Origin of the sequence: Micromonospora globispora (assembly GCF_003857015.1) — a bacterium.
GTDB classification, from domain to species: domain Bacteria; phylum Actinomycetota; class Actinomycetes; order Mycobacteriales; family Micromonosporaceae; genus Micromonospora; species Micromonospora globispora.
The window spans coordinates 1-12,685 of the sequence record NZ_QGGF01000447.1; the positions used below are offsets into that span (position 1 = coordinate 1).

The 12,685-nt window shown below is 72.1% G+C and carries 11 protein-coding genes and 1 tRNA gene; 8 read left to right on the forward strand and 4 right to left on the reverse strand.

The features are described from left to right. Positions 1 to 288: 288 nt before the first annotated feature. The gene (locus tag DKL51_RS23980; RefSeq protein ID WP_109948289.1) at positions 289 to 3,594 is read left to right on the forward strand and encodes a glycosyltransferase; all 3,306 of its coding nucleotides are present in this window, start codon (positions 289 to 291) and stop codon (positions 3,592 to 3,594) included. A gap of 7 nt (positions 3,595 to 3,601) precedes the next feature. Here DKL51_RS23980 and DKL51_RS23985 read toward each other — a convergent pair whose 3' ends face one another. Then, positions 3,602 to 3,862 carry a hypothetical protein gene (locus tag DKL51_RS23985; RefSeq protein WP_109948288.1) on the reverse strand — a complete coding sequence of 87 codons (261 nt, stop codon included), beginning with the start codon at positions 3,860 to 3,862 and terminating at the stop codon, positions 3,602 to 3,604. Between the two features lie 243 nt (positions 3,863 to 4,105). Between DKL51_RS23985 and DKL51_RS23990 the strand changes: the two genes are divergently transcribed. From DKL51_RS23990 to DKL51_RS24005, 4 genes are all read left to right on the forward strand, one after another. Further along, positions 4,106 to 4,759, forward strand: a complete 654-nt coding sequence (locus tag DKL51_RS23990) for a 4'-phosphopantetheinyl transferase family protein (RefSeq protein WP_109948287.1) — start codon at positions 4,106 to 4,108, stop codon at positions 4,757 to 4,759. Positions 4,760 to 4,932: 173 nt separating this feature from the next. Beyond that, the gene (locus DKL51_RS23995) at positions 4,933 to 5,442 is read left to right on the forward strand and encodes a hypothetical protein (protein WP_109948286.1); all 510 of its coding nucleotides are present in this window, start codon (positions 4,933 to 4,935) and stop codon (positions 5,440 to 5,442) included. A 15-nt stretch (positions 5,443 to 5,457) separates the two neighbouring features. After that, the gene (locus DKL51_RS24000; RefSeq protein ID WP_109948285.1) at positions 5,458 to 5,712 is read left to right on the forward strand and encodes a hypothetical protein; all 255 of its coding nucleotides are present in this window, start codon (positions 5,458 to 5,460) and stop codon (positions 5,710 to 5,712) included. Between the two features lie 161 nt (positions 5,713 to 5,873). After that, the gene (locus tag DKL51_RS24005) at positions 5,874 to 6,563 is read left to right on the forward strand and encodes a hypothetical protein (protein WP_123809746.1); all 690 of its coding nucleotides are present in this window, start codon (positions 5,874 to 5,876) and stop codon (positions 6,561 to 6,563) included. A 180-nt stretch (positions 6,564 to 6,743) separates the two neighbouring features. Here the strand turns inward: DKL51_RS24005 and DKL51_RS24010 are convergent, their stop codons facing one another. After that, positions 6,744 to 7,622, reverse strand: coding sequence for a dihydrodipicolinate synthase family protein (locus DKL51_RS24010; RefSeq protein WP_109948283.1), 879 nt, complete (start codon positions 7,620 to 7,622; stop codon positions 6,744 to 6,746). A gap of 70 nt (positions 7,623 to 7,692) precedes the next feature. Here DKL51_RS24010 and DKL51_RS24015 point away from each other — a divergent pair, with 70 nt between their 5' ends. Continuing rightward, complete coding sequence (locus tag DKL51_RS24015; protein ID WP_109948282.1) at positions 7,693 to 8,604, forward strand: LysR family transcriptional regulator; 912 nt, start codon at positions 7,693 to 7,695, stop codon at positions 8,602 to 8,604. Positions 8,605 to 8,665: 61 nt separating this feature from the next. Here the strand turns inward: DKL51_RS24015 and DKL51_RS24020 are convergent, their stop codons facing one another. After that, positions 8,666 to 9,430 carry an SDR family oxidoreductase gene (locus tag DKL51_RS24020; protein WP_109948281.1) on the reverse strand — a complete coding sequence of 255 codons (765 nt, stop codon included), beginning with the start codon at positions 9,428 to 9,430 and terminating at the stop codon, positions 8,666 to 8,668. Between the two features lie 99 nt (positions 9,431 to 9,529). Between DKL51_RS24020 and DKL51_RS24025 the strand changes: the two genes are divergently transcribed. Together DKL51_RS24025 and DKL51_RS24030 are read left to right on the forward strand one after the other, a co-directional pair. Then, positions 9,530 to 10,384: a helix-turn-helix transcriptional regulator gene (locus DKL51_RS24025; protein WP_109948280.1), complete on the forward strand. Its 855-nt coding sequence runs from the start codon at positions 9,530 to 9,532 to the stop codon at positions 10,382 to 10,384. 153 nt (positions 10,385 to 10,537) lie between these two features. Further along, a complete protein-coding gene (locus DKL51_RS24030; protein ID WP_165823298.1) occupies positions 10,538 to 12,202 on the forward strand; it encodes a D-glucuronyl C5-epimerase family protein in 1,665 nt (554 codons plus the stop codon). A 54-nt stretch (positions 12,203 to 12,256) separates the two neighbouring features. On the opposite strand, the gene DKL51_RS24035 is transcribed toward DKL51_RS24030, so the two are convergent. Then, positions 12,257 to 12,330 (reverse strand) — tRNA-Ala (locus tag DKL51_RS24035). Positions 12,331 to 12,685 lie beyond the last annotated feature (355 nt).

The window sequence follows — 12,685 nt, forward strand, 5'->3', positions numbered from 1 at the left end:
CGACCCGTACCAGGTGTCCGGGGCGAACCACCCCCTGAACGAGGGCGCCGCCCCGTCGTCACGGCCGGTGGCTCCCCGCTCGCCCGCGAAGCCCACCACGGCCCCCGTCCGCCCGGGCGGAAGCTCCCGAACCAGTGCACCACGGCAGGCGCCGCAGACCAGGCCGCCCGCCCGGCTGGCCGGCACCGCAATACCGCTCCCGTCTCCGATCAGCCTCACCGTCGGCCCGCTCCCCACCGGCACCGCACTCGCCCTGCCCGCTGCTGAACTGACCATCGGAGCGGCCGGATGAGCCTGTCGACCCGTCGTCCACCCGTCCGCGACGGCGTGCGACGGGGCTCCGGCCGGCTGGGCCTCCGCGCCGGCCGGTTCATCTGCGCCGCCCTGGTCACGGTCGTGGTGAGCGTCCTGCTGGTCGAGGCGTACGCCAACGCCAACTTCACCCCCGACCACGTGCGGAAGGACGGAGGTCAGAGCGCGGTCCCGACCCGCATCGTCGAGGGCGGGCCGGTGATCGACACCAGGGGCGAGCAGGCTCGCTCCTACCGGCTGCCGCCGAAGACCATCGCCCTCACCTTCGACGACGGGCCGGATCCGGTCTGGACCCCGCGGGTGCTCGACGTCCTGCGCCGGTACCGGACACCGGCCACGTTCTTCGTGATCGGTTCCCAGGTGGCGCGCCACGGCGACCTGACCCGGCGGATCGCCGCCGAGGGCCACGAACTGGGCGTGCACACCTTCACCCACCCGGATGCCAGCCTGCTGCCCGACTGGCGACGACGGATGGAGTACGCGCAGACCCAGATGGCGATCGTGGCCGCGGCGGGCGTGCGGACCAGCCTGCTGCGCTTCCCGTACTCGTCAATGGCCGACGCCATCGACGACGAGAACTGGCCGGTGATCAAGGAGGCCGGTCGACTCGGCTACCTCACCGCCGTCAACGACACCGACAGTCAGGACTGGGCCCGGCCCGGGGTGGACGCCATCGTGCGCAACATGACGCCGGCGGACGGGGCCGGCGCCGTGGTCCTGCTCCACGACGCCGGCGGGGACCGGTCGCAGACCGTCGCCGCGCTGGAGCGCTTCATCCCGGCGATGATCGCGCGCGGCTACACCTTCACCACGATCAGCGCCGGAGTGAACCGGGCCGGTCCGAGCGTGACGCCGATTCCGGGGGACGTGCCGGCGTCCGCTCTGGACCGGTGGCGGGCCGCCCCCGTCACGTGGGTGATCCGGGTCGCCGACCTCTTCGTCCGCGCGCTCTCCGCGCTGTTCCTGGTGGTCGGCATGCTGATGCTGGCCCGGACGCTGCTGCTGCTCCTGCTCGCCGGACGGCTGGCGCGGCGCCGCCGGGCGCACCAGTGGCCCTGGGGAGTGCTGACCGCCTCGGTGTCGGTCATCGTGCCCGCCTACAACGAACAGGCGGGGATCGTCGCCACGGTCCGCTCGCTGGTGGCCAACGACCACCGGGAGATCGAGATCATCGTGGTCGACGACGGGTCGACCGACGGCACGGCGGACCTGGTGGACGCGCTCGGCCTGGACGGCGTACGGGTGATCCGCAAACCCAACGGCGGCAAGGCGAGCGCGCTGAACACCGGCATCCGGTACGCGTCGCACGACATCATCGTCATGGTCGACGCGGACACCGTCTTCGAGCCGGACGCCATCCGGCGGCTGATCGAACCGTTCACCGACCCGCGGGTCGGCGCGGTCGCCGGCAACGTCAAGGCCGCGAACCGCCGCGGCCTGCTCGGGCAGTGGCAGCACATCGAGTACGTCATCGGCTTCAACCTGGACCGCCGGTTCTACGAGATGCTGCGCTGCATGCCGACCGTCCCCGGGGCGATCGGGGCCTTCCGCCGGCGCGCGCTGGTGGGGGCCGGCGGCATGAGCGACGACACCCTGGCCGAGGACACCGACATCACCATGGCGATCCTGCGCGACGGCTGGCGGGTGGTCTACCAGGACCGCGCGCTGGCCTGGACCGAGGCGCCCGCCACGGTGGCCGACCTGTGGAAGCAGCGGTACCGGTGGAGCTACGGCACCATGCAGGCGATGTGGAAGCACCGGCACGCCGTGTTCGACCACGGCGCGTCGGGGCGGTTCGGCCGGTGCGGGCTCCCGATGCTCGTCCTCTTCGGTGTGCTGTTGCCCCTGCTCGGCCCGGTGCTGGACCTGATGGCCATCTACGGCCTGTTCTTCCTCGACTCGACGAAGACCGCCCTGGCGTGGTTGGCGATGCTGGCGCTCCAGGCGATCACCGCGACGGTGGCGTTCCGACTCGACGGGGAGCGGCTGCGTCCCCTGCTGGTCCTGCCGTTGCAGCAGTTCGCCTACCGCCAGCTGATGTACCTGGTGCTGGCCCGGTCGATGGTGACCGCGCTGACCGGTACCCGGCTGAGCTGGCGAAAGCTGAAGCGGGCCGGTGATCCGCCGACCGGCGACGAACTCGCCGCGGCCGGCGCGGTCGGCACCCCGGGACGGGACCGGTGGTTCGACAGCCTCCGGGCGCTGGCCCTGGGCCGGGTGATCGCGTACCACATGTTCGGCGCGGCCTGGCTGAGCTTCGTGTTCCCGGCCATGGGCGTGATGTTCGCCCTCGGCGGCTCCCTGATGGCGCAGTCGCTGCGGCGCAGCCCGAAGCGGGCGGTGGCCAGCCGGCTGCGTCGACTGCTGCCCGCGTACTGGGCGCTCGGGGCCGTACTCGTGCCGCTGATGATCTGGCACGGGTGGTCGGACCGGCCGGCCTGGCCCGCCCTGCTGTCCTGGCTCGTGCCCGTGGTGCAGCCGCCGGGCAACGCGTGGGCTGCGGACGTCACCGGCGTGCTCTGGTACCTCGTCGCGTACCTCTGGTTCGTGGTGCTCTCGCCCGCGCTGCTCGCGCTGTACCGGCGCTGGCCGCTGCCCTGCCTGCTACTCCCGCTCGGCGGTGTGGTGCTGCTGCAGACCGCGATTCCGGCGCTCGGCGGTCCGGTGGAGCCGGTGCTGACCGACCTGGCCACCTTCGGCGCCTGCTGGGTCGTCGGATTCGCGCACCGGGACGGGCGGCTGCGGCGCCTTCCGCTGTCGTCCCTGCTGGCGCTGGCGGCCCTGTGCCTGGGCATCGGCGCCGCCTGGGTGGCGACCCATCCGCAGGCCGTGCTCGACCTCAACGACATCCCGGTGGCGCAGGCGTTCTGGTCGCTCGGCTTCGTGCTGCTGCTGTTGCGGGCCGCCCCGCCGATGGACTGGCTGGCCCGGGTCCGCCCGCTGGACCGGCTGGTCACCGCCCTGAACGGCCGTGCCCTCACCATCTACCTCTGGCACAACGCCGCCATCGCGGTCAGCTTCGGCCTCGGGGACCTGCTGGGTCTCTGGCGGTTCGGGAACGTCGGCGACCTGGCCGTGGCCGTGGTGATCATCTCCGGGGTGGTGCTGCTGCTGGGTTGGATCGAGGACGTCAGCGCGCGCCGCAGGCCCCGGCTGGTGCCGTGGGCGCGCCCGTCCCGGGCGCCCGCCGCCGAGGACGAGGGCTCGTATCGCCCGCCGGCTCACCCGCTCCCGACCATCCCGGTCGATACGGTGCGGGACGAGGTGACGGTGCGCCTCTGACCCGGGGTCAGGAGGTACGCGGGCTGCGCGGCACCCAGCCGATGAACCGGTCCTGGAGGGACGCCACCGGGCCGGTACGCAGATCCTGGGTGGCGGCGGCGAGGCACGACCCGAGGTAGACGCTGAGCGAGGCACGGTCCACCTGGTACTCCTCCAGCAGCCGGGTCCGCTTCGTGGCGCAGGGCCAGTCCTCGCCACAGGAGCCGCAGGTCCAGTCCGGCGTCACCGGTGCGTGGTCCTCCGGTCGCGGTTCCACGCCAGCTGCCATCGCACGCCCTCCCCCTGGTCGGCGGCACGATCCGCGCACGGACCGCGTCGCCGCCACATAGTTGATGCCCGCCAACTTCCTCGTGACGATCGGAAAGCGTTCCGGGACGCTCCGGCGTTACCTCGTTGCGGTACGTTCACCAGCCATGGCCGCCGTGAACCGGCCGGAGGCAGCCGCCGGTGCCGGCCGATCGCCTGGACGCCGAGGTGGCGCGGGTGCGGTCGTACCTGAAGGAGGTGGGTGATGCGTGACCTGCTGCCGCCGGTGGTGGCGGTGGCGGTGGCCGGGCCCGCCGACTGGGCCGGCGAGCTGCTCCCCGCCGAGCTGGCCTGCCTGAGCGACGGTGCGGTGGAGAGCCGGCGGCGGGACTTCACCGCGGGCCGGGCCTGCGCCCGCCGGGCGCTGGCCGGGCTCGGGCTGCCGGTGCTACCGGTGCCAGCGGCGACCGACCGGTCCCCCGTCTGGCCGGCCGGCGTGGTCGGCACCATCACCCACACCGACGGCTACTGCGCGGCGGCCGCGGCCCGGTCCGCCGAGATCCGCTCCGTGGGCATGGACGCCGAGCGGCACAAGGAACTCAGTCCCGGGGTACGCCGACTGATCTGCCTGCCCGAGGAGGAGGAGAGCTTCGCCCGGCTGCCGGCGGGGGTCTCCTGGCCGGCGGTGGTCTTCAGCGTCAAGGAGAGCGTCTACAAGCTCTGGCACCCGGTCGTCGGCACCTGGCTCGACTTCCACGACGCCCGGGTGGAACTCGACCCGGACGCGGGGACGTTCACCGTCCGGATCGCGCCGGCCCGGGTGGACGCGGCCCCGGTCACCGACGCACCGTCGCTGGTCACCGGCCGGTTCACCGTGGCGGGTGGCCTCGTCCGCACCGCCGCCGTGCTGATCCGCTGACGCCTCGCCGGGCAAGATCTCTCCGCCCAACGGATTCCCGTCGGCGTCGCACAGGACAGATGTCACCTGGCGGCGCTGCCGGGAGTCGTACCCATGACATCCGCCGCGGGCAGGGAGTGCCAGGTGAACGGTGAACTCGATCTCCGCGACCTCTACGCGCGGCTCGCGACCTGGTGCGGTATCTCGCCGGGAGCGAGAGCCCGACCTACTGGACCAGCACCGACGGCGGTGCGATCTGGCGGCAACCGACGATCCGTCAGGTCGACGCATTGCCGGCCGGCTGGTCTTACCTGAGCGAGGAAGGCTCGCTCGCGGCCTTCGACCCGGCCACCGGCGACCTCGCCCGCGCTCCCTTGCCGGGACGGATGAGAGCCGAGCATCCACTGGACCTGCCGGACGCCGCCGGCATCTGGGTCATCACCGCCGAGTCCGCGCCGGTCCCCAGTCCGCGCCCGACCACCTCGTTCACCCTGGAGGGCTGGATGGTCGCCATGGTGACCCGGGACGGTGGGCGCACCTGGGAGAAGCACCGCATCCCCGACGCGATCACCCGCCGCGAAGGCGGGGGCTTCGGCTTCAGCGCCAACCAGTTCGCCACCGCCGACGGTCGAACCGTCTACGCGATCGAGAAGCTCAAGGGCCGGGTGCGGGTGTATGTGAGCACCGACGGCGCTGCCACCTAGCGGACCGGGGCCGAGGTGGACCTGGGTGGCCCGCTGCTCTCGCTGCTGCCGACGACCGAGGGAACGCTGATCCTGGAGAGCCCGACCGCCACTTGGCGCAGCACGGACGGCGGAGCGAGCTTCACCCAGGTCGGCCCGTCGTTGGGTTCCCGGGCATATGCGCTCCCCGGTGGGGGCTACGCCATCCCGACCAACAACGGCGAGTTCAGCGTCTGGCTCTCTCCTGACGGCGCGAAATGGTCGTACGTGGGACGGCCCGAGGTGCCCTGACCCTCCAGGGTGCCCGGAGGGGCGGCAAATCCGCGACGGGGTCGGCACCAGCAGGGGTCGGCCCCGTCGGCCGTTCGGCCCGATTGGCACGGCTCGATGCGGGGTAGAGCAGCGCTGCCACAGCTCACGTGGCCAGAGCCGACATCCCCATAGGAGGCGCCATGACTGTCGACCTACCCGCTCCCGTGGTTGCCGCGGGAGCCGCACCCGAGGTGTGCGTCCGACACGGCCAGCCCGCGACCAGGCGGAAGAAGGTGGTGTTCCGCTCCTACACACCCAAGTGGACCTACCTGCTGATCCTCTTCGGAGTGCTGCCGTTCGCGATCGTGGCCGCCGTCCTGCAGAAGCGCGTCAAGGCGCCGGCCTGGCCGTTCTGCCAGGAGTGCGGGAGATTACGCACCCGACGGCTACTCATCGGCGTCGGCCTGGTGGTGTTCGCGATCCTCGCCGCGGTCGTCGCCGCCGCCGTCCTGCCGGATGACGGTTCCGCCGCCGGCCCGGCCACGCTGCTCTTCGTGCTGATGATCATCGCCGGGCTGGGCATCGCCGGCACCGCGGGATACGGACCGGTCGCCTCCGGGTACGTGTCCAACGACGGGCAGACCGTCCACTTCCGGCGCGCCCACGAGCGCTTCGCAGCACAGGCAGCCGACATGCGGAGCGCCGTCGAGCAGCAGTGGGCCGCACAGCAGCAGTGGCAGCAGCCGTCGCACGGGCAGGCCTGGCCCGCACAGCAGCCTCCCGCGCAGGACTGGCAGACGCCGCAGCAGCCGCCGGCGCAGGGCTGGCCCACACAGCAGCCGCCCCCGCAGACCTGGCAGGGGCAGCCGCAGGGTCCCCAGCGGCCCTAGCCATACCGCGGAAAAGGCCGCTTCCCGGATCGCCGGGGAGCGGCCTCTCCTATGAGGGGACGGCGGGCCTCGATGCCGCCGGAGGCGCAGGTGCGCTCATTCGACAGACGCCCTTCCCCTCAGCGGAGGGACGACCTCGGTCCAGAGGGAAGGTCGGTCTACCAGACCGGCCGGTCATCCTCACGCCGGGACGCTCGCCAGCTCGTCGACGTACCGGAGGGCGAGCTGCCTCGCCTTCGGCGTGGCGGGCAGGAGCGGGAGCCGGACGTCCGGCGTCGGGATCCGGCCCTGGGCGTGCAGCACGGCCTTGATCACCGACGGGTTCGGCTCGGCGAAGAGCGCCACCGACAGGGCGGCGAGCCGGTGACCGAGCGGCCGGGCGCGGTCGACGTCGCCGACCCGCCACGCCTCGATCAGCGCGACGAAGTCGGTGGTGGCGACGTGCGCGGAGGCCAGGATGCCGCCGTGCCCGCCGAGGGCCAGCAGCGGCGAGATGAACGCGTCCTCGCCGCCGAGCACCGCGAACCCGGCAGGTGGCTCGGCGAGGAAGGCGAGGGTGTCGGCGTCGATGCCGCCCACGGCGTGCTTGATCCCCACCACGCCGGGCAGTTCGGCCAGCCGCCGCAGCGCTGCGGCCGAAAGCTGCTGCCCCGTCCGGTACGGGACGTGGTAGGCGACCAGCGGCACCGGTGAGGCCTCGGCCAGGTGGGCGAAGTGGGCGAGGACTCCGGCCTCCCCCGGCCGCACGAACGGCGGCACCAGGCAGAGCGCCGCCGCCACCTCGGGTCGGCCGTCCAGCGCCCGGAGCGACGCCACGGTGTGGGCGCCGACCAGCAGCTGTGCGCGACGATCCCGGCAGACCGAGGCGATGAGGTCGACCAGCTGGTGCCGTTCCGCGTCGCTGAGCGCCTCGGGTTCGCCAGTGGTGCCGAGGACGACCACGCCGGCCGCCCCGGCGTCGAACACCTGGTGCGCGAGCGCGGCCAAGGCGTCGAGGGCGACCACCCCGCGCTCGTCGAAGGGCGTGATCAGCGGGACGTACAGGCCGGTCAGTGTCATGCCTCCAGCCTGCGCCCGAAGATTGTGAAGAACCAGTTCATCTTCCTCAACGAACACCTAAGCTGAGCTGATGCTTGATGTCCGCCGCCTGCGTCTGCTGCGGGACCTGGCCCGGCTCGGCACCATCGCCGCCGTCGCCGAGGCGCACACCTACACGCCGTCCGCCGTCTCCCAGCAGCTCGCCGCCCTGCAACGGGAGGCCGGCGTCACGCTCATGGAACGCGCGGGCCGCCGGGTCGCGCTCACCCCGACCGGGCTGGCGCTCGTCCGGCACACCGAGGTCGTCCTCGCCGCCCTGGAAGCCGCGGACGCCACGTTGGCCGCCGCCCGGGGCGGGCTGTCCGGCACCGTACGGATCGGGGCCTTCCCCAGCGCGGTCCGCACCCTGCTCCCGGCGGCCCTCGTCGCGCTGGCCCGCGACCATCCCGCCCTCGACCTGATGGTCACCGAACTGGACCCGGTCGACGTACCGGCGGCCCTGCGCGACCGGCGGCTGGACGTGGCTCTCCTGCACGACTACGACATCGTGCCGACCGACCCCGATCCGGCGCTCGACTCGATCCCGCTGCTGGACGAGACGGTCTTCCTCGCCGTGCCCGCCGAGGCGGAGTTCGGTGTGGCAGGTGATCCACTGGCGGCCGTGCGGGCCGCGGACTGGATCGTGGGGAGCCCCGGCACGCTCTGCCACTCGGTCACCCTGCACGCCTGCCAGCTGGCCGGCTTCTCGCCGGCCGTGCGACACCACGCCGACGACTTCACCGCCGCGCTCGCCCTGGTGGCCGCTGGCCAGGGCGTCGCCCTGGTCCCGCAGCTCGCCGTCGGGCAACCGCCTTCCGGGGTACGCCTGGTGCCGCTCGACGTGCGCCGGCGCACCCGGGTCGCGTACCGGAAGGGGGCGGGCGACCATCCGGCGGTGGCCGCCTGCGTCGCGGCGCTGCGCGCCGCCGCCCCCGACCACCTCGACGAGCAGGAATTGTCGTAGGGCCAGCGGGGCCTGCTGGCGACGCGCCGTCAAGGCCGCGCCGCCGGCAGGCTGGCCGGGCCTATTTCCCGTGGGGGTCGGCCGCGTTGAGCGTCTGCACGACCTGGTCGTAGTCGCCGCGCGCCTCGCCGTAACGCAGGAACTTCACGCGCTCGACCTGGATCTCCTTCGCGTCGGGCTGCGCCTCCAGCAGCGCGACGACCTCCGCCACGAACTCGTCGAGCGGCATCGCGAACTCGCTGTTCTCCTGCCCGGGCAGCAGCGAGGTCCGGACGGCCGGCGGCTCGAGCTCCACGATCTTCACCGTCGTGTCGGCGAGCTGCAGCCGGATCGACTCGCTGAGCATGTGAATAGCGGCCTTCGACGCGTTGTAGCTCGGCGTGACCTTGAGCGGCGCGAACGCGAGGCCGGAGGAGACGGTGATGATCGTGGCGTCCGGCTGCGCCTGGAGGTGCTCGATGAACGCGGCGATGAGGCGGATCGGGCCGAGCACGTTGGTCGTCAGCACCGCCTCGGCCGAGGCGAGGAAGGACTCGGGCCGGTGCCAGTCCTCGATGCGCATGATGCCGGCCATCGTGACGATGACGTTGAGGTCCGGGTGCTTCGCCAGCACCTCCTTTGCGGCGGAGTCGATGCTGGCGGCATCCGTCGTGTCGATCTGCACGGTGTCGATGCCGGGCTGCTCCGCGGCGATCCGCTCGAGCAGCTCGGCGCGCCGGCCGCCGACGATCACGGTGTTACCCCTGGCCTGCAGCTCGACGGCGAGGGCGAGGCCGATGCCGCTCGTGGCGCCGGGGATGAAGATCGTGTTTCCGGAGATGTTCATGCTTCGACTCTGGCCCGTCCGCCCGGGCGGGTGCAGAGAGCACTCATCGGGGGATCCGCAGTCCCTGGTTGGTGCCGGGCGCGGGCGGATACTGGCGGCATGGACCGTGCAGCACTTGCGGCCTTCCTGCGCCGCCGCCGGGAGGCGCTGCAGCCCGAGGACATCGGGCTGCCCGCGGGGGCGCGCCGCCGGGCCGCCGGGCTCAGGCGTGAGGAGGTCGCCGCCCTCGCGGCGATGTCGACCGACTACTACACGCGGCTCGAGCAGCAGCGCGGCCCGCAGCCGAGCGAGCAGATGCTCGCGTCGCTCGCCCGGGCGCTGCGGCTGACCGGCGGCGAGCGCGACTATCTGTTCCAGATCGCCGGGCGCAACGCCCCCTCATCCGTGTCGGCCGCGACCCATGTCGCCCCCGCGTTGCTGCGCGTGCTGGACCGCCTCGACGACACCCCGGCCCTCATCCTCTCCAACCTCGGGGAGACGCTCGTGCAGAACCGGATGGCTGAGGCGCTGTTCGGCGACAAGTCCGGCTACACCGGTCTCGCCCGCAGCGAGATCTACCGGTGGTTCACCGATCCCTCGGAGCGGCTGCGCTACCCGAAGGACGACCGGGACCGGCAAAGCCGGGTCCAGGTCGCGAACCTGCGCGCCGCGTACGGGTCGATGGGCCCGCAGTCGCGGGCCGGCGAGCTCGTACGGGCGCTGCAGAAGGCGAGCGCGGAGTTCGCCGAGCTGTGGGAACGGCACGAGGTCGCCAAGCGCTTCCAGGACCACAAGACGCTGATCCATCCCCAGCTCGGCGCGATCGAGCTCGACTGTCAGGTCCTGTTCACCGAGGATCATTCCCAGGCGCTGCTCGTGCTCACCGCTCCCCGGCGCAGCGAGGGCTACGAGAAGCTGCAGCTGCTCGGTGTACTGGGGCATGAGCGCTTCCCCGCCGACGCGCGGCCCAGCTAGCGGTCGCTCGCAAGATCCTAAAAAGGCCTGCGTATCGCAGTATCGGAAGGTATGAGTCGTTTCGGGGCTCATGGCCCTTGCTTGCCGAGACCTCCCACCTGAAGCATCGGAGACATGCAGACGTCGAGCATGTGAATGCAACGGGAGGTCGACATGCCCCGCTCCGATCCGCTCCGCCCCGATCACACCTCACCGCTGACCCGCCGCGCTGTCGTCGCCGGATGCCTCGCGGCCGGCGCGCTGCCGCTGCTCGGCAGCGGACCCGCCTGGGCCACCGCCCCCGAGCTTGCGACGGCCTGGGAGCCGACGGTGCCCGGTGCCCCGGATGTCATCGATCCCGCCTACGAGATCAGCCCGCCGGCTCCCCCGGAGCCGCTGCAGAAGCTGTCGGCCATCCCGTCCCGGGACGTACCGCGGCTGGCTCCGCACGCTCCCTCCACACCGGGTGCCGGCAAGGTCGGCGGCCCGGCCCGGACGTACGCGGGCACCACGTCGGTGCCGTTCCAGTTCCGCTACGACGACTTCGAGATCCGGGAACTGCCGGTCGGCATCGAGCCGTACCACATGAGCACACCCGTTCCGCTGGTCGACACCGGCGTGCACGACTCGACCGGCGTGCGCATGGTGCTGCTCGGCAGCACGCTGTACAACCACCCGGTCGCGCAGGCCCAGTACGGCCTCCAGTTGTTGGAGAGCCACCGGATCACCGGGAACCAGGTGTACCTGGACCGGGCGAAGCTCCAGGCGCAGCGGCTGGTCGACCGCCGTACCCTGCGCAGCGGCGCGTGGTTCTACCCGTACCCGTTCAACTACCGGCTGCACCGCCTCTATGACTTCTACGCCGCACCGTGGTACTCGATGATGGCGCAGGGACAGGCGCTGAGCCTGTTCACGCGGCTGCACCAGCGCACCGGCGAGGCCAACTGGAAGGCGGCCGCGGACGCGACGTTCGCCTCGTTCCTGCTGCCGCCGGTGGCCGGTCTTCCCTGGGGCGTGTGGGTGGTCAACGGCCTGCTCTGGCTGGAGGAGTACCCCCACCCGAAGCTGATCAAGGGGGACCGCACCTACAACGGCCACATGTTCTCCGCGTACGGCCTGTACGACTACTGGGTCCTCACCAAGGACGCCAACGCCAAGCTGCTGTTGCAGGGCGCCATCACGACCTACCGGGACGTGCGGGACCTGATCCGGGTGCGGCACTGGCGCAGCCGGTACTGCGTGGCGCACGGCACCGACGCGGGTTCGTACCACACGACGCACATCAACCAGTTCATGCAGCAGTACGCCATCACCGGTGACACGTTCATGGCCCAGATGGGGGACCTCTGGTACACGGACTACCCGCCGGCCGGGGTGAAGGGCAGCATCCACTTCTCCGCCGGCTCGCACACCGGCTACAAGTTCAGCAGCACCGGGGCGATCACCGCGAGCTACACGCTGCGGTTGACCCGGTCCAGCAGCGCACCGTCGGCCGACCGGCTGAAGGTCATGGGCCAGACCGGGATCTGGTACGCCATCAGCGCCGGCACCCTCAACGGCTACCTGGTTCGCGAGGCCACGCCGGCGCGGTACCAGATCGGCATCTGCGCCGGCCTCGGGTACAAGCTGCACCGGCCCGGGACGATCGCCGTGGCGACACCGACGGCGTACTCGATCGACTCCGCGGGCGTGATGGGCGGGGTGCGTACCACGTACCAGGTCGGCGATCCGGTTGCGCTCGACATGCGCGCGGTGCTCAACGGCGTGGAGCACGTGCGCCTGGTCGAGGGCCCGTACGCCGGACGCTGGCTGGGCCTGGGCACCGTCATTCGCGGCTGAGCCAAGATCGAAAAAGGCCGTCTCCGACTGGCGGAGACGGCCTTTCATCTGGGGTGGAGCTGAGGGGATTTGAACCCCTGACCCCCTCGATGCGAACGAGGTGCGCTACCGGTCTGCGCCACAGCCCCTCCGCTGGCGAACCAGCGTAGGTCCCACCCGGCATGCACCGGGCGGGCCGGCGACAAGGCTAACAGGTCGACCGCCCTCCCCGCGAATCGCCCCTCCGGCACGCCGCTTGATCGACTCGCTATGCGCAAGGCCACGGCGCGATCCTTCAAAGTCGAGTCGATCAAGGCGGCGGCGGTGCACAATCCGGCGCAAACCCGTCAGGCGGTGTGCGAGCCGCGGCCGGCCTCGTAGGCGCGCCCACGCAGGCCCCCGGCGCGACGGTAGGAGACCGAGCCGCCACTGGCGGCCGCCGGCAGGTCGGCCGGTCGGTCCAGGCCCATCGCGGCCCGGCGGACCGCCTCGCGCTGGGCGGCC